The sequence below is a fragment of the Ancylobacter rudongensis genome (assembly GCF_900100155.1).
Lineage (GTDB): Bacteria > Pseudomonadota > Alphaproteobacteria > Rhizobiales > Xanthobacteraceae > Ancylobacter > Ancylobacter rudongensis.
In genome coordinates, this window is the sequence record NZ_FMTP01000002.1 from 537,823 (window position 1) to 560,058 (window position 22,236).

The window sequence follows — 22,236 nt, forward strand, 5'->3', positions numbered from 1 at the left end:
CATGGCCGATAATCAGCTTGCCCGCTGGATGGGCGGTTCGCCCTTCTGGGTCCTCCTGCGGCTCGTCGCGCTCTCGGTGGTGGTCGGCGTCATTCTCGCCGCGCTCGGGCTCGATCCGTTCAACATCCTCTCCAGCCTGGAGAGCTTGCTGCGGCATCTGTTCAATTTCAGCTTCGAGGCGATCGAACGGCTGTGGCGCTATTTCGTCCTCGGCGCCGTCATCGTGATCCCGCTCTGGCTGATCCTGCGCATCGCCAGCCGCGGCCGCTGATCCCGTGAACGTCACGGTCGCCGGCCGGGTCGAGGTCACGTCCCGGCGGTTTCTCGCCATCGCGCTGCCGGCGACGCTGGCGCAGATGACGACGCCGGTGCTCGGGCTGGTCGCGACAGGCGCTATCGGCCGGCTGGGCGATGCGGTGCTGCTCGGCGCGGTGGCGCTGGGGGCGCTGCTGTTCGATTTCGCCTTCTGGATCTTCGGCTCGATCCGCATGGGCACGGCCGGCCTCACCGCGCAGGCGCTGGGGCGCGGCGAGAGGGTGGAACTGCGCGCGGTGCTGATCCGGGCACTGCTGATCGCAGCCGCCATCGGCCTCGCCCTGATCGTGCTGCACGGGCCGCTCGCCGACCTCGCCTTTCTCGGCATGGGGGCGAGCGAGGGGGTGCGGAGCGCGGCGACGGTCTATTTCTCGATCCGCATCCTGTCGGCGCCCTTCGCCATCGGCAATTTCGCCGTGCTCGGCTGGCTGGTCGGCATCGCCCGCACCGATATCGGCCTCGGGCTGCAGATCCTCATCGCTGCCGTGAATGCGGTAGCGACCGTCGCTCTGGTGCTGTGGTGGGATTTCGGCATTGCCGGCGCCGCATGGGCCAATGTGCTGGCGGAGATCACCGGGACGGCGTTCGGCCTCATCGCCGCCGCCCGGCTGGTGGGGCGCGACTGGCGGGTTCCGTGGCGCACGGTGATCGACCGCGTCCGGCTGGTCGAGACGGTGGCGGTCAACCGCGACATCATGATCCGCACCGCGCTGATCATGAGCGTGATCCTGTTCTTCACCGCGCAGGGGGCGCGGCATGACGACGTGACGCTGGCGGCCAACGCGGTGCTCTACAACATCGTCATGGTCTCGGCCTTCTTCCTCGACGGCTTCTCCACCGCCGCCGAGCAGATCTGCGGCCAGAGCGTCGGGGCGAAGGACCGGGCGGGCTTTCGCCGCGCGGTGCGGCTGGTGCTGTTCTGGGGCTTCGGCTTCGCCGCGCCGGCCACCGCGCTGCTGCTGGTCGGCGGCGGGCCGCTGATCGACCTGCTGTCGGCCAATGAGCAGGTGCGCGAGGTCGGCCGCGCCTTCCTGCCGCTGGCGGCGCTGACCCCGCTGCTCGGCGTCGCCGCCTTCGCCTATGACGGCATCTATGCCGGCGCCACCTGGGCCCGCGACATGCGCAACATGATGATCCCGGCGGTGGCGCTGTTCTTCCTCGCCTGGTGGCTGACCCTGCCGCTCGGCAATAGCGGCCTGTGGCTGGCCTATCTCGCCTTCATCGCCGGGCGCGGAGTGTTCCTGGCGCTGCGGCTGCCGGCGCTGGAGCGGGGCACCTTCGGCTAGAGCACGGGGAACGGCGCCGCCACCAGTTCGCGCGCGCGCCGCCCGGCCAGCGCGGCGAGCGTCGTGTTCTCGCGCGTGAGCTTCGCCCGCAGGCCGTCCTTGATCTTCTCCACCAGACCCAGCCCCTCATAGACCAGCCCGGAATAGAGCTGGATGAGGCTGGCCCCGGCCTCGATCTTGGCCAGCGCCGTGGCGGCGCTGTCGATGCCGCCGACGCCGATCAGCGGGAAGGCGCCGTCCACCCGCACATAGGTCTCCGCCAGCATGCGGGTGGAGAGGGCAAAGAGCGGCCGGCCCGAAAGCCCGCCGGTCTCGCCCTTGAAGGGGGAACGCAGGCTCGGGGGACGCGAGATCGTCGTGTTAGAGACGATCAGCCCGTCGATCCGCCGCCGGCGCGCCACGCTGACCACGCCGTCGAGATGCGGCAAGGCGAGATCGGGCGCGATCTTCAGCAGCAGCGGCACGCCGGGCGCCGCCTCGTCGCGCGCCGCGATCACCCGCGCCAGCAATTCGTCGAGCGCGTGCTCCTCCTGCAGATCGCGCAGGCCCGGCGTGTTGGGCGAGGACACATTGGCGGTGAAATAGCTCGCCACCCCGGCAAAGGCGCGGATGCCTGAGACATAGTCGGCGGCGCGGTCGGTGCTGTCCTTGTTCGCCCCGACATTCACCCCGACGATGCCGGGCGCCCCGCGCTTGGTGCGGGCGGCGAGGCGAGCCAGCGCCGGGCCATGGCCGCCGCTGTTGAAGCCGTAGCGGTTGATCACCGCGCGGTCCTCGACCAGGCGGAAATTGCGCGGGCGCGGATTGCCCGGCTGCGGGCGCGGGGTGATCGTTCCCACCTCGACGAAGCCGAAGCCGGCGCCGAGCATGGCGTCCGGCACCTCCGCCTCCTTGTCGAAGCCCGCCGCCAGCCCCACCGGGTTGGCAAAGGCGAGGCCGAAGGCCGAAACCTTGAGGCGGGAATCGTCCACCGGCACGGGCCGGGGCGGCAGGCAGGAAAGCGCGCGGATCGACAGGCTATGCGCGGTCTCGGGGTCCAGCATCCGGGCGAAGGGAAGGGCGAGGTCGAGCAGGCGGCTCATGGGATCAACCTTCCAGCGCCGGAAACAGATGGCGCCCATGCGGCCCGAGCGGCAGCTCGCGCGCAAAGGCGACCGCGTCAAGGGACAACGGGCCGTAGAGATGGGGAAACAGGTCGCCGCCGCGCGAGGGCTCCCAGCGCAGCGTGTCCGGCGGCAGAAGTTCCACCCGGATCGCGACCAGCAGCAGATCCTCCTGCCCGGCAAAGTGCTTGGCGGCGGTCTCCGCCACCTGCCCGGCGGTGGAGAAATGGATGAAGCCGTCCGCCAGATCCACCGGCGCGCCCTCGAACCGCCCGGCGCTCTCGGCCGCCTGCCACAGCGTGCGCGGCGCGATCTTGTAGATGAGGCTTGCCTGCGCTGCCGCCATGTCCAAATCCCCCCGCATTGCCGTCGGGGTCCGTCCTACAGGGCCCCGGCCGCACTGGCAACGCGGCGCCAGGCGTCGATGATCGCCTGCGCCGAGAGGCGGATATCGTCATCGGTGGTGGAGGCGCCGATCACCGATAGCCGCAGGATCCAGCGCCCCCGCCAGGAAGCCCCGGCGGCAAAGCAGGTGCCCTCCTCCTGCACCGCGGCGATGGTGGCGCGGGTCAGCGCGTCGCCTTGCGCCCCCTCCGGCGCCCCCGCCACCGCGCCGCCGAAGCGCACCGCCACCTGGTTCAGCACCACCTCGTTCAGCACCGTGATGCCCGGCTCGGTGGCGAGCAGGCCCGCCAGAAGCCGCGCCTGCGCGCAATGGCGCTCCACCATGGCGGCGATGCCGTTGCGGCCGAAATGGCGCAGCAGCGCCCAGCTGGCGAAGCCGCGCGCCCGGCGCGACAGCTCCGGTACATAGTGCGAGGGGTCGCGCTCATGCTCGCTCACCGGCGGCAGATAGCTCGCCGCGATCGTCATCGCCCGGCGATGGGCGCCCGCGTCGCGCACGATGGCATAGCCGCAATCGAACGGCGTCTGCAGCCATTTATGGCCGTCCGTGGCCCAGGAATCCGCCGCCTCGACGCCGGCGGCGAGGTGCGCCCGGGCGGGGCAGGCCCGCGCCCACAGGCCGAAGGCGCCGTCCACATGCACCCACCCCGCCCGCGCCTGGGCGAGCGGCACGAGCCGCTCATGCGCATCGGTGGCGCCGCTATGGATGTGCCCGGCCTGCGTCACCACGATCAGCGGCGCGCCCTCGGGCACCTCGCGCGCCAGCAGATCCTCGAAGGCGTCGGGCCGCATCACGCCCTCAGCATCGGCCGGCACGCGGATCAGGCTCGCCTTGCCGAAGCCGAGATAATGCAGGGCGGAGAATACGCTGGCATGCGCCTCCTCGCCGATCAGCACCCGCACCGGCGGGGCGCCGAACAGGCCCTGCGCCTCCACATCCCACCCTGCCCGGCGCAGCACCTCGCCGCGCGCGGCGGCGAGGGCGACGAAGCTCGCCATGGTGGCGCCGGTGACGAAGCCGACCGAGCACTCCGCCGGCAGGCGCAGCAGCTCCAGCAGCCAGCGCGCCGCCACCGTCTCGGCGGCGGCGGCGGCGGGCGCGGCGAAGTGGTTGGCGGTGTTCTGGCCCCAGGCGGCGGTCAGCCAGTCGGCGGCGACGCCGACCGGGTGGGAATTGCCGATCACCCAGCCGAAGAAGCGCGGCCCGACGGAAGCCCGCAGCCCCGGCTCGGCCCGCGCCACCAGCGCGTCGAGCACGTCCGCGCCCGGCTCGCCGGCCTCGGACAGCGGGCCGTCAAAGGCGGCGAGGCAGGCGGCATAATCCGTCGCCGGCGGGTGCGCCGTGGGGTCCGCGCGGTAGGCGATGGCCCGGCGCGCCGCCGCCAGCAGCAGGGCCCCGGTCTCGTCCTGTGGCGTCTCGTCCATGCGCATGCCGGCCCCTGCCCCGAAGGGCGGCCATCCTAGGCAGCGCGCGCGCCCTGTCCAGCGCCGGGCACCGGCGGCAGGCAACGCGCGGCAAAACGGCTGGACAGCGGCGCGAATAGGGTATAATTCCTAACATACAGATAAAATTCCGAGCAGCCGATCATGCTGACCCACGCCCATATCTGGCGCGCCCTCGACACGCTGGCGGAGCGGCTGGGCCTCAGCGCCTCGGCCCTCGCCCGGCGCGCCGGGCTGGACGCCACCACCTTCAACCGTTCCAAGCGCGAGGCGCCGGACGGGCGGCCGCGCTGGCCCTCCACCGAGAGCATCGCCAAGGTGCTGGCCGCCACCGGCACCAGCCTCGACGAGTTCATGGCGCTGATGGACGGGGCGGGCAGCGGGCGCCGCGCCATCCCGCTGATCGGCTTCGCGCAGGCGGGCGAAGGCGGCTTTTTCGACGATGCCGGCTTCCCGGTCGGCGGCGCCTGGGACGAGATCGCCTTTCCCAATGTCGGCGACGAGCATGCCTATGCATTGGAGATTTCAGGCGATTCCATGCTGCCGCTGTACCGCGATGGCGATGTCGTCGTGGTCTCGCCGGCGGCGCCGATCCGGCGCGGCGACCGGGTTGTCGTGAAGACTCGCGAGGGCGAGGTGCTGGCCAAGGAACTGAAGCGCCAGACCAACCGCACGGTGGAACTGCGCTCGCTCAACCCCGAACATCCCGACCGGCTGCTGCAGGAGGCCGAGATCGCCTGGATCGCCCGCGTGCTCTGGGCGAGCCAGTAACCACGCACAAAAACGGCCCCGCTGGGGGGCCGTCTGTCGAAACCGTTTCGCGGCGCTGCGGTCAGCAGCGCACCGCCACGCGGCGGCCATAGCGGTCATAGGCGTAGCAGTCGCCCGGCGAGGTCGCCGCGCCGATGATCGCGCCGGTGCCGGCACCCACGCCCGCGCCAATGGCCGCGCCGGTGCCGCCGCCGGCGATGCCGCCGATCACCGCACCCGTGCCGCCGCCGATCAGCGCGCCGCCGGCCGCGCGGCGTTCCGTGGTGGTGCAGGCGGCGATGCTGAGCGTGGCCAGCGAAAGCACAACGATCTTGAGCATGATCCCTCTCCTTTTGAGCATGCCGGACCTGCCCAGCAGATCGCGACGGCCAATCCCTGATGTTGACGGCACCCCGCGCCACCGCATCGGCTGCGGCGGAGCGCCCATCAGGTAACGTGCTCTTCGCCCGCCAGTTCCACTGTCATGGGGTATGAGTAGCATGCTGGCCTTGCACGCTTCGCTGCGCGGAGTATTCTACAAAAATAATCGATTTCTTACGGGAGTTCGCCATGACCATCCGCCTTGGGGACGTCGTTCCCGATTTCACCGCCGAGACCACCGAAGGCCCGATCCGCTTTCACGAGTGGCTAGGCGATTCCTGGGGCGTGCTGTTCTCGCACCCGAAGAACTTCACCCCGGTCTGCACCACCGAGCTCGGCCAGGTGGCGCGGCTGAAGCCGGAATTCGACCGCCGCAACGTCAAGGTGATCGGCCTCTCGGTCGATCCGCTCGACGCGCATGAGAAATGGGCGGAGGACATCGCCGAGACGCAGGGCTATGCCCCGAATTTCCCGCTGATCGCCGATCCCGAGCGCACCGTCTCCGGCCTCTACGACATGATCCACCCCAACGCCTCCGACACGATGACGGTGCGCTCGGTGTTCGTCGTCGGGCCGGACAAGAAGCTGAAGCTCTCGCTCACCTACCCCGCCAGCGCCGGGCGCAATTTCGACGAGATCTTGCGGGTGATCGACTCGCTTCAGCTCACCGCCCAGCACGCGGTGGCGACGCCGGCGAACTGGAAGGACGGCGAGGACGTCATCATCGTCCCCTCGGTCAGCGACGCGGCGGCGAAGGAGAAGTTCCCCGGCGGCTGGAAGACGCTGAAGCCCTATCTGCGCGTGGTGCCGCAGCCGGGCAAGTGACGGCGCGGCCGACCGGCTCACTCGAACACGTCATCCCGGCCGCAGCGCCGGGATCGTCCGCCAATGTCACGCGATCCCGGACCGGCCCTGCGGCCGTCCGGGAGGGCGGTGCCGTGCGCCCCCTCAGGGCGTCAGCGGCTTGCGGTACTGGATGAAGCCGGTGCGCTCGGCCACGCCATTATAGAGCCGCTGCGCCGTCAGATTGGTCTCATGGGTCAGCCAGTAGACCTTCGGGCTGCCCTTGGCCGTGGCCTCGGCCGCGACATGGTCGATCAGCTGGCGGCCGAGGCCCTGCCCGCGCTGGCTCGCATCGACATACAAATCGTTGAGGTAGCACACCGCGCCCACCGACCAGGTGGAGCGGTGGAACAGCCAGTGCGCCAGCCCCACGGCCTGCCCGCCCGCATCGAAGGCCAGCGCGCCATGCACCGGCTCGGCCGGGTCGAGCAGGCGCTGCCACGTCGTCGCCGTCACCTCCGCCGGCAGCGTCGCCTCGTAGAAGACGAGATAGGCCTGCCAGAGCGGCAGCCAGCGGGCGTGGTCGTCCGGGGTGAGCGCGCGAATATCCGTCATGTCAGCACCCTGCCTGCGGCGAGATCGCTGCCGCGTAAGAACTCATCCGCCGCCATCGCCCGGCTGCCGGCCTTCTGCACCTCGACCAGCCGCACGGCGCCGTCACCACAGGCGATGGTGAGCGCCTCGTCCAGCAGCGTGCCGGGCGCGCCGCCCCCCCGCGCAAGCGTCGAGCGCAGCACCTTCACCCGGGTGCCGGCGAGGTCGAACCACGCGCCGGGAAAGGGGGAGAGGCCGCGAATATGGTCGTGCACCGCCTGCGCCGGCCGGGTCCAGTCGATGCGGGTCTCGTTCTTGTCGATCTTGGCGGCATAGGTCACACCGTCTTCCGGCTGCGGCGTGAAGCCCAGCGCCCCACGCTCCAGCGCCGCCAGCGCCCGCGCCATCAAATCGCCGCCGACGATCATCAGCCGGTCGTGCAACTCACCCGCCGTCATGTCCGGGCCGATGGTGACGCGCTCCACCAGCCCCACCGGCCCGGTGTCGAGCCCCGCTTCCATCTTCATGACCGCGACGCCGGTTTCGCGGTCGCCGGCCATGATGGCGCGCTGGATCGGCGCCGCGCCGCGCCAGCGCGGCAGCAGCGAAGCGTGCAGGTTCAGGCAGCCAAGCGGGGGAAGATCGAGGATCGCCTGCGGCAGGATGCGGCCATAGGCCACCACCACGGCGGCGTCGGCCTCATGCGCGGCGAAGGTTGCTGTCGCGTCCTCGGTGCGCAGGGTCGACGGCGTCAGCACGGGAATGCCGAACCGTTCCGCCGCGCGGTGCACCGGCGAGGGCACCAGATCGAGCCCGCGCCGTCCGGCCGGCGCCGGCGCGCGCGTATAGGCCGCCACCACCTCGTGGCCGGCGCCGACGATCTCGACCAGGGTGGAGACCGCGAAATCGGGCGTGCCCATGAAGACGATGCGCATGTGGCTCCCCGCTGGGATATGGAGACGAGGCGTCGCGAGCGGCGGGGATCAGTCCCCGATCCGCTCCTTCTTCGCCAGCTTGGTGAACTTGGTGATCACCCGGTCGCGCTTGAGCTTGGAGATATGGTCGATGAACAGCACGCCGTTGAGATGGTCGATCTCGTGCTGCACGCAGGTGGCGAGCAGGCCATCGGCGTCGATTTCCTGCGTCTCGCCGTTCAGGTCCATGTAGCGGACCTTCACGCGGGCCGGCCGCTCGACATCGGCGTAATATTCCGGGATCGACAGGCAGCCCTCGGAATAGACCGACAGTTCCTGCGACGCGGCGATGATTTCCGGGTTGATCAGCGCCAGCGGGTGCTTCTCGCGCTCGGCATCCTCGTCGCCATCCTCGTCCTGCGCCTCGCGCGAGCCGACATCGACGGTGACGATGCGCTCGGGAATGCCGACCTGGATCGCCGCCAGCCCGATGCCGGGCGCGTCATACATGGTCTCGAACATGTCCTCGACGATCGCGCGCACGCGCGCATCCACCCGCACGATGGGATCGGAGATCTGGCGCAGGCGGGTATCGGGGAGGATCACGAGAGGACGTATCGACATGCCGTCCAGATAATCGCTGGCCGGGCTTCGGTCAACGGAACGAATGCACGGTTCGGGCGGGATGTTCACTCTACGTTCGCGCCTGCTGCAGAATCTGCTAGAAGCGGAGCATGGATCAGGTTCTGTTCGTCCTCGGCGCGCAGCCCGTGACGCTGGCCCAGCTGGTGGCCGGCGCGGGCGCGCTCGCCTTCCTGCTGCTGGTGGCGGTGCTGCGCGCGGTCTCCCGCAGCGCCCGGCAGAACGCGGCCGAGGCGGACGAGCAGGCGCGCCGGGCCGACGAGCTGGAAATGCGGCTGGTGGAACTCGCCCGCACCCAGGCGGAGACGGTGGGGCGGGTGCAGTCCATGGCCGAAGTCCTGGCGCACCGGCAGGGCGAACTCGCCCGCGCCGTGGCGGAGCGGCTCGATGCCTCCTCGCACCGCATGGGCGAGAGCCTGGCGCGGGCCAGTGAGGCGACGCATGAGAACCTCGCCCGGCTCAATGACCGGCTCGCCATCGTCGACCAGGCCCGCGCGAGTCTGGGCGAACTCTCGGGGCAGGTGATGAGCCTGCGCGAGACCTTGTCCAACAAGCAGGCGCGCGGCGCCTTCGGCGAGGGCCGGCTGCAGGCGATCGTCGCCGACGCGCTGCCGCGCGACAGCTTCGCCTTCCAGCACACGCTGGGCAATGGCAAGCGCGCCGACTGCGCGATCTTCCTGCCCGGCGACAAGCGCCCGCTGCTGGTCGATTCCAAATTCCCGCTGGAAGCGATCACCGCCTTTCGCGAGGCGCGGACGCCGGAGGCCCGCAAGCCGGCCGAGGCGCGGCTGAAGGGGGATGTCGGCCGGCATGTGAAGGACATCGCCGAACGCTACCTCATCAGCGGCGAGACGCAGGACGTGGCGCTGATGTTCGTGCCGTCGGAATCGGTCTATGGCGAATTGCACGAGCATTTCGACGACATCATCCAGCAGGCCTTCCGCGCCCGCGTCATCCTCGTCTCGCCCTCGCTGCTGATGCTGGCGGTGCAGGTGGTGCAGTCCATCTGCAAGGATGCGCGCATGCGCGAGCAGGCCGACCTCATCCGGGCCGAATGCGGCAAGCTGGTCGCCGACGTGATCCGGCTGCGCGAGCGGGTCGGCAATCTGCAGCGGCATTTCGGCCAGATGAACGAGGATGTGGCGCAGGCGCTGACCTCCGCCGACAAGATCGCCAAGCGCGGCGAGCGGATCGAGCAGCTGGAATTCGAGGCCGACGGGCCCTCGGGTGATAGTGGACTGGCGGAGCTGCTGCCGACCCCGCCGCTTTCCACAGCTTCCCTGCGCGGCGCGGCGGAATAGCGCGCCCGTCTTTAATCCGTCCAATTCGCAAGGACCGGCTTTTCTGATAGTTTGATAGAACGTTTCTATCGTTACGTCTGAGAAAGCCTCCCGCGTGATCGACCGTTTCGAACTTCTGCTCGCCCTCGCCAAGGAGCGCCATTTCGGCCGCGCCGCCGAATCCTGCGGCGTCACCCAGCCCACCCTCTCGGCCGGCCTCAAGCAGCTTGAGGAGCAGCTGGGCGTGCGCCTGGTCGAGCGCGGCTCGCGCTTCATCGGCTTCACCCCGGAAGGCGAGCGGGCGCTGCAATGGGCGCGGCGGGTCATCGGCGATGTGCGTGCGATGCGGCAGGAAATCGCCGGCATGCGCAAGGGGCTTTCCGGCCATCTGCGCATCGCCGCCATTCCCACCGCGATGCCGATGCTGTCGGAACTCACCACGCCGTTCCATGCCAAGCATGCCGATGTGCGCTTCACCCTCATTTCCGCTTCCTCCAACGAGGTGCTGCGGCTGATCGAGAATCTGGAGGCCGATGCCGGCGTCACCTATCTCGACAACGACCCGCTCGGTCGGCTGAAGACCGTGCCGCTCTACAAGGAGGGGTACCGCTTCCTGACCTCCGTCGGCGCCCCGCTGGGCGACCGCGCCACGGTGACGTGGGAGGATGTCGCGCAGGTGCCGCTTTGCCTGCTCACCCCCGACATGCAGAACCGCCGCATCGTCGACAAGCAACTGGCCGAGGCGGGCCACGCCACGATCGTCCCCATGCTGGAAGCCAATTCCACCATCGCCCTGCTCTCGCATGTGCGCACCGGCAAATGGGCGAGCGTGGTCGCCAACACGCTGGCGGATGTGTTCGCCTTTCCCGCCAGCATCCGCTCCATCCCGATCGAGGGGCCGGAGGTGCTGCACCAGATGGGCCTCGTCGTGCTCGACCGCGAGCCGATGACGCCGATCGTCACCGCCCTACTGGCGGAAGCCCGCGCCGTCGCGCCGGGCCTGACCGAGCGGATCTGACCGCCTGCCTCGCGTGGGGAACCCTGAGCCGTCTCATCGGTTGTCCCGCCATGCGGCCACGGCCGTATCGTGATGTGGAGGCTTACATGCTGGGTTGGGCGCTGACCTTTCTCGTGGTGGCTCTGATCGCCGCCGTTCTCGGCTTCGGCGGCATCGCCGGAACCGCCATCGAAATCGCCAAGATCATCTTTTTCGTCGCCATCATCCTGTTCCTGGTGTCGGCGGTGTTCGGCTTCATGCGGCGCGGCCGGGCACCCTAGGCTGGCGCCTTGCCGAATGATGCCGAACGCAAAACGCCCCCGGCCGAAACCGGGGGCGTTCTCGCGTGGGGCGCGCGAGTGGAACAGGCATGTCAATTTTAGGATAGGGGTCGGTCGGTCAGTCGGCCGGCGGTGTGGCCGCTCAAGTACGCTCGGCGGCAAGCACCGCCCGCGTGGTCTTGTCGGGGCCGAAATCGCTGGCATCGTCCAGAGCCAGCATCTCGCCGAGGCGCTTGCGTGCCCGGTTCACCCGGCTCTTGATGGTGCCGACCGCGCATTGGCAGATATCGGCGGCTTCCTCATAGGAAAAGCCCGAGGCCCCCACCAGTACCAGGGCTTCCCGCTGGTCGGACGGCAGCTGGTCGAGCGCCGCGCGGAAGTCCTCGAAGTCCAGATGGGTGTTCTGGTCGGGATTGCTGGTCAGCGTCGCGGCGAAGGCCCCGTCCGAATCCGGCACTTCGCGCCGGCGCTTGCGGTATTCCGAGCGGAACAGGTTGCGCAGGATGGTGAACAGCCACGCCGGCAGGTTGGTGCCCGGCCGGAAGCTGGAAATATTGGCGAAGGCGCGCAGAAGCGTCTCCTGCACAAGGTCGTCGGCGCGGTCGACGCTGCCCGACAGCGAGATGGCAAAGGCGCGCAAATTGGGAATGGCCGCGATAATCTCATCGCGCAATGTCGGATCGAACTTGCTCACTTCCGCCCTCCGCCCTCGCCGGACGTGGTGTCCGCCTTGTCGAGCTTGGAAAGCAGATCCATGAACCGATCCGGCACGCCCTGGCGCACCACGTCATCATACATGGCGCGCAGGTGCTGACCGATCTTGGCCTGGATATCGCTGCCGAGGACGGTTCCATTACCGTCGCCGAGCGGAGAAGAGGGCCCATCCGCCATCGCGGACGCGCTCTCGGAATGATCGTCACTCATCAATTTCTTTCCCGACATTGAGCCCCCGGAAATGGTCGAGAGGAGTTGGCTCCGTCGCTACATACGCAGTCACAACGGTCCAGATACGAAACGGTTCCGGCAATTTCGGTGCGTCGCATAAATTTTTCGCGTACTCCGGAACCGATCGGTCCATGATGCGTTAACAGCCGCTTCACATTTTGCAGCTTCGGGGAGACGCGAGTGAGCACTTCTCAACTTGTCGCGCAGCACCTGCCCTTTCTGCGCCGCTATGCGCGCGCACTCAGTGGCAGCCAATCGGCTGGCGACGCCTATGTCACGGCCATGCTGGAGACCCTTATCGCCGACCCCAGCACGCTCGACCGCACCGTGGATCCCCGCGTGGCTCTCTACAGCCTGCTGACGCGCCTGTGGGATTCGGTGGCGCTGAACGCGCAGGTCGACGCCGTTCCCGCCCCGCTGCAGGGCGAGCGGCGCCTCGGTCACATCACCCCGGTGGTGCGGCAGGCTTTCCTTCTGGTGTCCCTCGAAGGGTTTTCCGAGGAAGAGGCCGCCGGCATCCTTGAGATCGACGTGCCCACCCTTCGCAACCTGGTGGAGGATGCCGGGCGCGAACTGGCGGCGGAAATCGCCACCGACGTGCTCATCATCGAGGACGAGCCCTTCATCGCGCTCGATCTTGAGGGCCTCGTGGAAGGCCTCGGCCACCGCGTCACCGGCATCGCCCGCACCCATACCGAGGCGGTGGATCTGGCCCGCCGCAAGGCGCCCGGTCTCATCCTCGCCGACATCCAGCTGGCCGACGGCTCGTCCGGCCTCGATGCGGTGAACGAACTGATCGAGAAGACCGAGGTCCCGGTCATCTTCATAACAGCGTATCCCGAGCGCTTCCTTACCGGCGTGCGCCCCGAGCCGGCCTTCCTGATCGCCAAGCCCTTCCAGCCGTCGACCGTCGCCGCCGTCATCAGCCAGGCGCTGTTCTTCGAGCGACGCGCCCGCCCCCGGGAGCAGCGCGCCACCGCCTGAGCGCAGATAAATGCCCCTGCTCGATATTGCTCTCGTCGACAACGCGGCACGCTGGATCACGGTCCTGTCGTCGCTGGCGATTTTCGTGGGGCTCGTGCGCCTTCTGCACCTGCGCCGTAATCTCGCCCTCCGCACCCGGCTCCTCGGCCTGCTTCTGGCAACCTTGGTGCTGATGTTCGGCCTGCTGTCGCTGCTCGTCATCTTCGATTTTGGCAACACCTTCCCGTTGCTGCCGATGGGCGTGCGCATCGGCATTGCGTCGCTGAACCTCGTCGGGGCGGTGGCGCTGTGGTCGAACTTCGCCGCGCTGATCGACATGCCGACGCCCCGCCACGCGGTCAGCGAGCAGCGCCGGCTCACCCTTGAGCTGGCCACCGCCCTGCAGCGCTACGAGATGGCGCTGCGCGGCTCGAATGTCGCCATCTTCACCCAGGATCGCGACCTGCGCTACACCTCGGTCAGCAAGCCGCTCTTCGGCTTTCCCGTCGAGCAGGTGCTCGGCTCCACCGATGCCGATCTGCTCGGCGAGGGGCAGGCCCGGACTCTGACCCTGCTGAAGGGCGAGGCGCTTGGCACCTCATCCTCGCGCAAGGGCGAGATCGAGATCGAGGAGGCCGGCCGCAAGTGCTGGTACGACATCCATATCGATCCGCTGCGCGACCTCGCCGGCACCACGGTGGGACTGACGGGGGCCGCCGTCGACGTCACCGACCGCAAGGAGAACGAGCAGCATCTGCGCCTTCTCATGCGCGAACTGACCCACCGCTCGAAGAACCTGCTGGCGGTGATCCAGGCCATGGCCCGGCAGACCGCCCGGCATGCCGGCTCGATCGACGGTTTCGTGGAAATCTTCAGCGCCCGGCTGCAGGCATTGTCCAAGTCGCACGATCTGCTGGTGCAGGAGAGCTGGTACGGCGCCTCGCTCGCCGACATGGTGCGCTCGCAGCTCGGCCATCATCTCGACCGCGAGAACAGCCAGTTCACCATCAAGGGCCCGAACCTGTTTCTCAAGCCGGAAGCGGCGCAGAATATCGGTCTCGCCATCCACGAGCTTTCCACCAATGCCGCCAAATATGGCGCGCTGTCGGTGCCCACAGGCCATGTCGACATCACCTGGGTGCGGCGCACGCCGGAAGCCGGCGGCGGCTTCGAACTCTCCTGGCGCGAACGCGGCGGCCCTCACGTGACAAAGCCCGCCGCCCGCGGCTTCGGCTCGCTGGTGATCGAGCGCAACCTCGCCCGCGCTCTTGATGGGACGGTGGATCTCGACTTTGCTCCGTCCGGCCTCGTCTGCTCGGTCAGCGTGCCCGAGAGCCATCTGATCCCGGACCGCTGAAATCCCTCGCTGACCGCACGGGGCCCGTGCCCCAGGGATCCACAGTCGCCCCGCCCGCGCACCGAAACGTGATCGCCGGCGGGAACGCAAACCCTTCCCGCGCATTAACCTTAAGACGACGGCGAACAGTGTCGCCGTCCGATTTTCACCGAAGAAAGCGTCTGCGGACAAGCTCCGGCGGCGGCGTGGTTCACGTCGTCGTGCCGATGGCGGCTGCCTGCGGACCTCAGCCGGAAGGGGACGCCGTGATGACGGGCATCGACAGCATCTTCAAAGGTTCCGCCTATCTTCTCGGCGCCGTGACCGGCGTCGCCCTCATGGTGCCGCTCGCCGCCGGCGCCCTCGCCACCGGCTCGATGACGCGGGTGGCGCCCCAGGTCGTGGCGATCGAGGCTTTCGGCCCCATGATGCAGCCCGGCCAGGGCGCGGTGCAGGCGCATCTCGTCAACCGCACCGCCAAGAGCTCCCGCCTCGATCTGGCACCGCGCCCGGCCGCCGCCTCGCCGGCCCCGGCGGTGATCGTTCCGGCCCGCGCGCCCGCAGCGATGCCCACGCCGGCGCCGGCCATCGTCAATAATCTGCCGGAACCTGGCCCCGTGGCGCCGAGCCGCGCCACCCGCACGCCGAAGGGCTGTCTTTCGGCACTTGGCGTAACAAAGCACAGTCTATCGACCGAAGAGCTGACGGTCTGCGTCGCCGACGCCTCGATGATCGGCCGCGGCTGAGGTCGACTTAACTCTATACCTTTTAACGCAAATCAAAGAGTAGACGGAACTTCTGCCAACCTGGTTCGTTTATTCTACGGATGATCGAACAGTCGATCTGATTTACGAAATCTCGAAAACACGACGGAGAAGACGATGACCAGCAAGCTTGCGACACTCACCGCCGCCGCTGCCCTGGCGCTCGCCCCGGCGGTCGCCTTCGCCCAGAGCCCGGCCCCGCAGACCACCACGCCGCCGGCCGCCAGCCCGGTGCAGCCGGATGCGGGCAACCCGCAGGCCCCGGCTGCCGAGATGCCCGCGACCACCCCGACCCCCGGCACCGCCGGCTCGACCGACAGCATGGCCCCGGCCAGCTCGGCGATGGGCAACCCCGCCAAGCCGAAATTCGTCAGCGCCCAGAGCTCCGGCCAGTGGCTCGGCTCGGACCTGAACGGCAGCGAGGTCGTGACGTCGAATGACGAAGATCTCGGCTCGATCAGCGACGTGCTCGTCGAGCGCGACGGCCGCATCGTTGCCGTGGTGATCGATGTCGGCGGCTTCCTCGGTCTTGGCGCCAAGCCGGTGGCGGTGTCCTTCGACTCGCTGACCGCCACCCCGACCGATGATGGCGACAAGATCGTGGTCACGCTCACCAAGGAAGAGCTGAACGCGGCGCCGGAGTTCAAGAGCCTGGAGCAGGTGCGTTCCGACGCCAACACCGGCACCACCGGCACGGCCACCGGGACCACCGGCGCGACCACCAACTGACACCTAACGGTTCGGCCGCCCCGCGCGGCCCTCATGTAGCGACCGCCGGCGTCCGCCGTGCCGTCAGGATGGACATGCCCGGCCCTCGCGCCGGGCATGTCTCGTTAAAGGCTCTGCCCGGCCCTCGCGCCGGCCATGTCTCGTTAAAAGCTCTGCCCGGCCCTCGCGCCGGGCATGTCTCGTTTTCGCTTCTGGCAGCGCACGATGACGGCGCGCGCCGGATCGGGTAAAGCGGGTATCCGACCAGCCGGACCCTGCCATGACCGAACCCCGCCGCCGCCTCGACCATCCCTTCAAGGACCTGTTCGACATCGACGCCATGCGCGTCGAACTCGGCACGCTTGCGCGCGAGGTGCTCGACAAGGGACAACCCGGCCGCGAGATCGAGCTGCGCACGCAATTGGCGCGGCGGCTGAAGACCGCCTACCAGCACGGCCACCAGGTCGCCGAGCGCTGGCTGATGGTGGAAGGCTCCGGCCGGCGCTGCGCCGAGCGGCTGTCGCGGCTGCAGGACGAGATCATCACGCTGGTGCACGAGCTGGCGGTGAAGACGCTCTACCCCTCCGACAACCCCTCCACCTCCGAGCGCATGGCGATCGTCGCCGTCGGCGGCTATGGCCGCGGCTTGATGGCGCCGGGCTCGGACACCGATATCCTGTTCCTGCTGCCCTATAAGCAGACCGCCTGGGGCGAGAGCGTCGCCGAGGCGATCCTCTACGTGCTGTGGGACATGGGGCTGAAGGTCGGCCACGCCACCCGCTCGGTCGATGAGTGCATCCGCCAGGCGCGCGGCGATATGACCATCCGCACCTCGCTGCTGGAGGCCCGGCTGCTGATCGGCGAGCGCAAGCTGTTCGACGAGCTGGTCGAGCGCTTCGACAGGGACGTGGTGCAGGGCACGGCGGTCGAATTCGTCGCCGCCAAGCTGAACGAGCGCGAGGAGCGGCTCAAGCGCGCCGGCCAGTCGCGCTATGTGGTCGAGCCCAATGTGAAGGACGGCAAGGGCGGCCTGCGCGACCTGCACACGCTGTTCTGGATCGCCAAATATGTCTACCGCGTGCATGAGACGCGCGAATTGGTGGCCAAGGGCGTGTTCACGCCTGAAGAAGCCAAGATCTTCCGCCGCTGCGAGAATTTCCTCTGGTCGGTGCGCTGCCACCTGCACTTTCTCGCCGGCAAGGCGGAAGAGCGCCTGTCCTTCGACCTGCAGCGCGAAATGGCCGAGCGCCTCGGCTATCTCGCCCATCCCGGGCTGAAGGATGTCGAGCGCTTCATGAAGCACTATTTCCTGGTGGCCAAGGATGTCGGCGATCTCACCGCCATCGTCTCGGCCGCGCTGGAGGAACGCCACGACAAGCCGGTGCCGCGGCTTGACCGGATGATCGCCCGGCTGCGCCGCTCGGGCCGGCGCACGCTGAAGGAAAGCGCCGATTTCATCGTCGACAATGACCGGATCAACGTCGCCGATGCCAGCGCCTTCGGCCGCGATCCGCTGAACCTCATCCGCATCTTCCATCTCGCCGGCAAGCACGGGCTGAACTTCCACCCGGACGCGATGCGCCTCGCCACCCGCTCGCTCAAGCTCATCGACCACAATCTGCGCGAGAGCCCGGAGGCCAACCGGCTGTTCGTCGAGATCCTGTGCTCGAAGGAGACGCCGGAGATCGTGCTGCGGCGGATGAACGAGACCGGCGTGCTCGGCCGCTTCATCCCGGAATTCGGCCGCATCGTCGCGATGATGCAGTTCAACATGTACCATTCCTACACGGTGGACGAGCATCTCATCCGCTCCATCGGCGCGCTCTCGCGCATCGAGCGCGGCGACCGGCCCGATTACGGCCTCGCCAACGAGCTGATGCCGACGATCAAGAACCGCCAGCTGCTCTATATCGCGGTGCTGCTGCACGACATCGCCAAGGGCCGGCCGGAGGACCATTCCATCGCCGGCGCCCGCGTCGCCCGCCGCCTGTGCCCGCGCTTCGGCCTCAGCCCGGTCGACACCGACACCGTGGCCTGGCTGATCGAGCAGCACCTCACCATGTCGACCATCGCCCAGTCGCGCGATCTCTCCGACCGCAAGACGATCGAGAACTTCGCCGCCGTGGTGCAGAATCTGGAGCGGATGAAGCTGCTGCTCATCCTCACCACCGCCGACATCCGCGCCGTCGGGCCGGGGGTGTGGAACAACTGGAAGTCGCAGCTGCTGCGCACGCTCTATCACGAGACCGAGCCGGTCATCACCGGCGGCTTCTCCGAGAGCAACCGCAACCAGCGCGTCGCCCGCGCCCAGGCCGAGCTGCGCACCGCCCTCACCGGCTGGGACGCCGCCGCGCTCGACGCCTATATGGGCCGCCACTACCCGACCTACTGGCTGCAGACCGACCGCGTGCACCAGATGGAGCATGCGCGCTTCATCCGCGACACCGAGGAACAGGGCAAGGCGCTGGCCACCCGGGCCAAGACCGACCCTGAGCGCGGCATCACCGAGCTGACCGTGTTCGCCCCCGACCATCCCAAGCTGCTGGCGGTGATCGCCGGCGCCTGCGCCAGCGCCGGGGCGCACATCGTCGACGCGCAGATCAGCACCACCACGGACGGGCGGGCGCTCGACACCATCTCGCTCACCCGCGCCTTCGAGCAGGACGAGGATGAGGTGCGCCGCGCCGACCGCATCGCCGGCGCGATCGAGAAGGCGCTGGCCGGCGAGATCAAGCTGCCCGAGGTGGTGGCCCGCCGCATCCCGAAGCGCCCGCGCGCCTTCACCGTGGAGCCCGAGGTCACGCTCAACAATTCCTGGTCGAACCGCCACACCGTGATCGAGGTATCCGGCCTCGACCGGCCTGGCCTGCTCTACGGGCTGACCCAGACCCTCTCGCGGCTCAACCTCAACATCGCCTCCGCCCATATCGCCACCTTCGGCGAGCGGGCGGTGGACGTGTTCTACGTCACCGACCTGATGGGGGCGAAGATCATGGGCGCCGCCCGCCACTCCGCCATCCGCCGCGCTTTGCTCCAGGTGCTCGACGCCGACGACGAGGCCAATGCGGCGTGAGGCCCCTTCCCGAAATGGCCCCTTAACCCCCGCTTAAAAGCCCTGATTTAGAGTTCGTTTACCGGCTCAACATCAGGTGCCCGCAGGGGCGGAGGGTCATGTTCGGACGACGCGGCAACAGGGAGAGGCGCGAGCCGGTGCTGGGCACGCCCGGCTTCGACGGCGACCTGCGCCTGAATGCCGACGACCGCCCGACGATTCCCACCGCGCCGCTGGAGCGTGAGCGCGCCCGCAACCGCAAGGCGCCTCCGAAAGCGCTGCCGCCGCCGCGCGTCAACCGCCGCCGCCATGACGAATGGGAAGAGGCCGAGGAAGCCGATTGGGAGGACGAGCCACGCGTGGCGAGGAAGGGCCGCAGCCGCCGACAGGACGATGAGCGCCCTCGCGGCACCGGCCGTGGCGGCGGGCGCCGCCGCCCGCCCAGGCGCGGCCTCATCGGCCGGCTGGTCTATTGGGGCGTGGTGCTCGGCCTATGGGCGGCCATCGGCGTTGTCGGTCTCGTCTTCTATGAGGCGAGCCAGCTGCCGCCGATCCAGAATTTGGCCATTCCCGACCGCCCGCCCACCGTCATCATCCAGGGCGCGGACGGGCAGGCGATCGCCACGCGCGGCGAGATGGGCGGCACCAATGTGCCGCTGCGGGCGCTGCCGCCCTATCTGCCGCAGGCGTTCGTCGCCATCGAGGACCGCCGCTTCTATTCGCATTTCGGCCTCGACCCGCTGGGTCTCGCCCGCGCCGTCGTCGTCAACCTGACGCAGGGGCGGCTGCGCGAGGGCGGCTCGACCCTGACCCAGCAGCTGGCCAAGAACCTGTTCCTCACCCAGGAGCGCACCCTCTCGCGCAAGGTGCAGGAGCTGATCCTCTCCATCTGGCTGGAGGCCAAATACTCCAAGAACGAGATCCTCGAACTCTATATGAACCGCGTCTATTTCGGCGCCGGCGCCTATGGGGTGGAGGCGGCGGCGCAGCGTTATTTCGGCGTGTCGGCGCGGCAGGTCACGCTCTCGCAGGCCGCCATGCTGGCCGGGCTGGTGAAATCGCCCTCGGCGCTCGCCCCCACCCGCAACCTTGAGGGCGCGCAGGCCCGGGCCGAAGTGGTGCTGGGCGCGATGCAGGAAGCCGGCTTCATCACCCCGGAAATGCGCCAGACGGCGCTGGCCCGCCCCGCCACCGTCGCCAAGGCGCAGGGGCCGGATTCCTATGGCTATGTCGCCGACTGGGTGCTGGAGCAGGTGAAGACGCTGGTCGGCCCGGTGACGCAGGACCTGGTGGTGCAGACCACGCTCGACCCCGCCCTGCAGAGCGCCGCCGACAAGGCGCTGAAGGACGCGCTGGCCAAGTCCGGCAAGAAGCTCGGCGTCGAGCAGGGCGCGCTTGTGGTGATGGACACCGGCGGCGGGGTGCGGGCGCTGGTCGGCGGGCGCTCCTATGAGGAGAGCCAGTACAACCGCGCCGTCACCGCGCGCCGGCAGCCCGGCTCGTCGTTCAAGCCCTTTGTCTATCTCACCGCCATGGAGCGCGGCCTGACGCCCGAGACCGTGCGCGCCGACGCGCCGATCCAGCTCAAGGGCTGGAAGCCGGAGAACTTCTCCCGGGAATATCGCGGCGCGGTGGACCTCAAGACCGCGCTGGCGCTCTCGCTCAACACCGTCTCCGTGCGGCTGGCGATGGAAGTGGGGCCGGACGAGGTGGCGAAGACCGCCCATCGCCTCGGCATCAATTCCAAGCTGGAGGCCAACGCCTCCATCGCCCTCGGCACCTCGGAAGTCTCGGTGCTGGAGATGGCGAGCGCCTATGCGCCCTTCGCCAATGGCGGCGTCGGCGTCACCCCGCACATCATCGAGCGGGTGCGCGACAAGAGCGGCACCATCCTCTACGCCTATGCCGAGGCCGGGCGCGGCATGGTGATGGCGCCGCCGCATGTGGCGATGATGAACCGGATGATGCAGGAGGTGCTCGTCACCGGCACCGCCCGCCGCGCCGATCTGCCGGGCTGGCCGGCGGCCGGCAAGACCGGCACCAGCCAGGATTACCGCGACGCCTGGTTCGTCGGCTATACCGGCCGCTTCGTCACCAGCGTCTGGCTCGGCAATGACGATTCCTCGCCGACCAGGAAGGCCGGCGGCTCCGGCCTGCCGGTGGACATCTGGAGCCAGGTGATGAAGGCGGCGCATGCGGGCCAGCCCGTCGTCGCCCTGCCCGGCACCGACAGTGCCGCCCCCGTCGCCGGCGGCCAGCTGCCGCCGGGTGTGGTGCCGGAGGAGCCGGTCGTCACCGGCGGCCCGCAGCGCGCTCCCGCCGCCCCGCGCCCGAGCCTCGACAACTGGCTGCTCGACAAGCTGTTCGGCAACGGCTGAGGCTGGCCCCTTTCCCGTCATCCCGGCCGCGCGCAGCGAGAGCCGGGATCGTCGGCCGGACTATTCCGCGCCGTAGCGGTGCAGCCCGGCGCCGTGCGTCTTGAGCCAGGCCTCGGCGGCGTGACGTTCGGGGAACAGCGCGTCCACCGTCGCCCAGAAGCGGGGCCCGTGGTTCATCTCGCGCCGGTGCGCCACCTCATGGGCGGCGAGATAATCCAGCACCGAGGGCGGGGCGAGGATCAGCCGCCAGGAGAAGGACAGCGCCCCGGCGCCGGAGCAGGAACCCCAGCGGCTCGCCGTGTCGCGCAGGGTGACGCGGGCGAGGCTGACGCCGAGCGCGCTTGCATGGCGCTGCGCCGCCTCCACCAGATCGCGCCGCGCCTCCCGCTTGAGGAAATCGCCCACCCGCCGGGCCACATGCGCGCCGTCGCCGGCGACAAAGAGCGCCGCCTCCCCGTCCTCGCTGCCGGTCCACACCGTGCCGCGCGCGCCGGGTCGATGAATGATGCGGTGCGGAGTGCCGCGCAGCGGCAGGAGCGCGCCGGGGGCGAAGGCCACGCGCTCGGGCAGGCGGGCGAGGCGCACCTCCACCCAGCCGGCATGGCGACGGGCGAAGTCCAGCGCCTCGGGCAGCGTGCCACGCGCCGGAACGGTCAGCACCACGTCGCGCGTCGCCGCGCGGACCCGCAGCGTGTAGCGCCGGGCGCGCGGGTTGCGGCGCAGCTGCACTACGACCTCCTCGGCCGTCAGCCGCAGCGTGAAATGGCCGGGCTCAGGCGCGGCCGGTATCTTGCGTCGGGAGGATTGCAGGGCACGGAACAGCATGCGGCGACCGGGCCGGGAAAGTTGGTCCCAATTATGGCACCGTCTGGCACGCAGGCGCCAGCCCGTCCTTCACCCGCCCATCAGGCGATGC

At 69.1% G+C, this 22,236-nt stretch carries 23 protein-coding genes; 13 read left to right on the plus strand and 10 right to left on the minus strand.

Translation table 11 applies throughout. The features are described 5' to 3' along the window. Window position 1: 1 nt before the first annotated feature. The gene (locus BLO63_RS07490; RefSeq protein WP_091438379.1) at window positions 2-271 is read left to right on the plus strand and encodes a DUF6460 domain-containing protein; all 270 of its coding nucleotides are present in this window, start codon (window positions 2-4) and stop codon (window positions 269-271) included. A 4-nt stretch (window positions 272-275) separates the two neighbouring features. Then, complete coding sequence (locus BLO63_RS07495) at window positions 276-1,601, plus strand: MATE family efflux transporter (protein ID WP_091438383.1); 1,326 nt, start codon at window positions 276-278, stop codon at window positions 1,599-1,601. Here BLO63_RS07495 and BLO63_RS07500 read toward each other — a convergent pair. The 3 genes from BLO63_RS07500 to BLO63_RS07510 are packed head-to-tail and all read right to left on the minus strand — an operon-like array spanning window position 1,598 to window position 4,534. After that, on the minus strand, window positions 1,598-2,683 hold the full coding sequence (locus BLO63_RS07500) for a quinone-dependent dihydroorotate dehydrogenase (protein ID WP_091438388.1): 1,086 nt from the start codon (window positions 2,681-2,683) through the stop codon (window positions 1,598-1,600). The two genes, BLO63_RS07495 and BLO63_RS07500, sit on opposite strands and share 4 nt — an antisense overlap. Before the next feature lie 4 nt (window positions 2,684-2,687). Further along, complete coding sequence (locus tag BLO63_RS07505; protein WP_091438392.1) at window positions 2,688-3,050, minus strand: DUF952 domain-containing protein; 363 nt, start codon at window positions 3,048-3,050, stop codon at window positions 2,688-2,690. Window positions 3,051-3,085: 35 nt separating this feature from the next. Then, window positions 3,086-4,534 (minus strand): pyridoxal phosphate-dependent decarboxylase family protein, encoded by a 1,449-nt coding sequence (locus tag BLO63_RS07510; RefSeq protein ID WP_091438821.1) that lies wholly within the window; start codon window positions 4,532-4,534, stop codon window positions 3,086-3,088. Between the two features lie 162 nt (window positions 4,535-4,696). On the opposite strand from BLO63_RS07510, the gene BLO63_RS07515 reads away from it, so the two are divergent. Beyond that, complete coding sequence (locus tag BLO63_RS07515; protein WP_091438397.1) at window positions 4,697-5,323, plus strand: S24 family peptidase; 627 nt, start codon at window positions 4,697-4,699, stop codon at window positions 5,321-5,323. A 61-nt stretch (window positions 5,324-5,384) separates the two neighbouring features. Here the strand turns inward: BLO63_RS07515 and BLO63_RS07520 are convergent, their stop codons facing one another. Further along, window positions 5,385-5,642: a YMGG-like glycine zipper-containing protein gene (locus tag BLO63_RS07520; RefSeq protein WP_018389098.1), complete on the minus strand. Its 258-nt coding sequence runs from the start codon at window positions 5,640-5,642 to the stop codon at window positions 5,385-5,387. 230 nt (window positions 5,643-5,872) lie between these two features. Here BLO63_RS07520 and BLO63_RS07525 point away from each other — a divergent pair, with 230 nt between their 5' ends. Continuing rightward, on the plus strand, window positions 5,873-6,508 hold the full coding sequence (locus tag BLO63_RS07525; protein ID WP_091438401.1) for a peroxiredoxin: 636 nt from the start codon (window positions 5,873-5,875) through the stop codon (window positions 6,506-6,508). 123 nt (window positions 6,509-6,631) lie between these two features. Here BLO63_RS07525 and BLO63_RS07530 read toward each other — a convergent pair whose 3' ends face one another. From BLO63_RS07530 to def, 3 genes are read right to left on the minus strand one after another with little or no spacing between them, the layout of a single operon-like run. After that, on the minus strand, window positions 6,632-7,081 hold the full coding sequence (locus tag BLO63_RS07530) for a GNAT family N-acetyltransferase (protein ID WP_091438404.1): 450 nt from the start codon (window positions 7,079-7,081) through the stop codon (window positions 6,632-6,634). Further along, window positions 7,078-7,995, minus strand: coding sequence for a methionyl-tRNA formyltransferase (gene fmt, locus BLO63_RS07535; RefSeq protein WP_091438407.1), 918 nt, complete (start codon window positions 7,993-7,995; stop codon window positions 7,078-7,080). Before fmt ends, BLO63_RS07530 begins: the two co-directional genes overlap by 4 nt. Window positions 7,996-8,043: 48 nt before the next feature. Further along, window positions 8,044-8,598 carry a peptide deformylase gene (gene def / locus BLO63_RS07540; protein ID WP_091438823.1) on the minus strand — a complete coding sequence of 185 codons (555 nt, stop codon included), beginning with the start codon at window positions 8,596-8,598 and terminating at the stop codon, window positions 8,044-8,046. 110 nt (window positions 8,599-8,708) lie between these two features. On the opposite strand from def, the gene BLO63_RS07545 reads away from it, so the two are divergent. The 3 genes from BLO63_RS07545 to BLO63_RS07555 all read left to right on the plus strand — a co-directional run bounded on the left by BLO63_RS07545 (window position 8,709) and on the right by BLO63_RS07555 (window position 11,174). Beyond that, the gene (locus BLO63_RS07545) at window positions 8,709-9,917 is read left to right on the plus strand and encodes a DNA recombination protein RmuC (protein ID WP_091438410.1); all 1,209 of its coding nucleotides are present in this window, start codon (window positions 8,709-8,711) and stop codon (window positions 9,915-9,917) included. A gap of 94 nt (window positions 9,918-10,011) precedes the next feature. Beyond that, a complete protein-coding gene (locus tag BLO63_RS07550) occupies window positions 10,012-10,914 on the plus strand; it encodes a LysR family transcriptional regulator (protein WP_091438413.1) in 903 nt (300 codons plus the stop codon). Between the two features lie 86 nt (window positions 10,915-11,000). Further along, window positions 11,001-11,174: a DUF1328 domain-containing protein gene (locus BLO63_RS07555; protein ID WP_018389091.1), complete on the plus strand. Its 174-nt coding sequence runs from the start codon at window positions 11,001-11,003 to the stop codon at window positions 11,172-11,174. Window positions 11,175-11,316: 142 nt separating this feature from the next. Here the strand turns inward: BLO63_RS07555 and BLO63_RS07560 are convergent, their stop codons facing one another. After that, complete coding sequence (locus BLO63_RS07560; protein WP_244517717.1) at window positions 11,317-11,868, minus strand: sigma-70 family RNA polymerase sigma factor; 552 nt, start codon at window positions 11,866-11,868, stop codon at window positions 11,317-11,319. Then, on the minus strand, window positions 11,865-12,098 hold the full coding sequence (locus BLO63_RS07565) for a NepR family anti-sigma factor (protein WP_091438416.1): 234 nt from the start codon (window positions 12,096-12,098) through the stop codon (window positions 11,865-11,867). Before BLO63_RS07565 ends, BLO63_RS07560 begins: the two co-directional genes overlap by 4 nt. Before the next feature lie 201 nt (window positions 12,099-12,299). Between BLO63_RS07565 and BLO63_RS07570 the strand changes: the two genes are divergently transcribed. The 6 genes from BLO63_RS07570 to BLO63_RS07595 all read left to right on the plus strand — a co-directional run bounded on the left by BLO63_RS07570 (window position 12,300) and on the right by BLO63_RS07595 (window position 21,320). Next, window positions 12,300-13,103 carry a response regulator gene (locus BLO63_RS07570; RefSeq protein WP_091438420.1) on the plus strand — a complete coding sequence of 268 codons (804 nt, stop codon included), beginning with the start codon at window positions 12,300-12,302 and terminating at the stop codon, window positions 13,101-13,103. Between the two features lie 10 nt (window positions 13,104-13,113). Further along, complete coding sequence (locus BLO63_RS07575) at window positions 13,114-14,439, plus strand: sensor histidine kinase (protein ID WP_091438422.1); 1,326 nt, start codon at window positions 13,114-13,116, stop codon at window positions 14,437-14,439. Between the two features lie 248 nt (window positions 14,440-14,687). Then, window positions 14,688-15,164, plus strand: coding sequence for a hypothetical protein (locus tag BLO63_RS07580; RefSeq protein WP_091438425.1), 477 nt, complete (start codon window positions 14,688-14,690; stop codon window positions 15,162-15,164). A 135-nt stretch (window positions 15,165-15,299) separates the two neighbouring features. Further along, window positions 15,300-15,911: a PRC-barrel domain-containing protein gene (locus BLO63_RS07585; RefSeq protein WP_091438427.1), complete on the plus strand. Its 612-nt coding sequence runs from the start codon at window positions 15,300-15,302 to the stop codon at window positions 15,909-15,911. 259 nt (window positions 15,912-16,170) lie between these two features. Then, on the plus strand, window positions 16,171-18,963 hold the full coding sequence (locus BLO63_RS07590; protein ID WP_091438431.1) for a [protein-PII] uridylyltransferase: 2,793 nt from the start codon (window positions 16,171-16,173) through the stop codon (window positions 18,961-18,963). Window positions 18,964-19,061: 98 nt separating this feature from the next. After that, window positions 19,062-21,320: a transglycosylase domain-containing protein gene (locus BLO63_RS07595; RefSeq protein WP_244517719.1), complete on the plus strand. Its 2,259-nt coding sequence runs from the start codon at window positions 19,062-19,064 to the stop codon at window positions 21,318-21,320. A 60-nt stretch (window positions 21,321-21,380) separates the two neighbouring features. Here the strand turns inward: BLO63_RS07595 and BLO63_RS07600 are convergent, their stop codons facing one another. After that, entirely contained in the window at window positions 21,381-22,145 is a 765-nt protein-coding gene (locus BLO63_RS07600) for a M48 family metallopeptidase (RefSeq protein WP_091438437.1), read from the minus strand. Window positions 22,146-22,236: the final 91 nt, after the last annotated feature.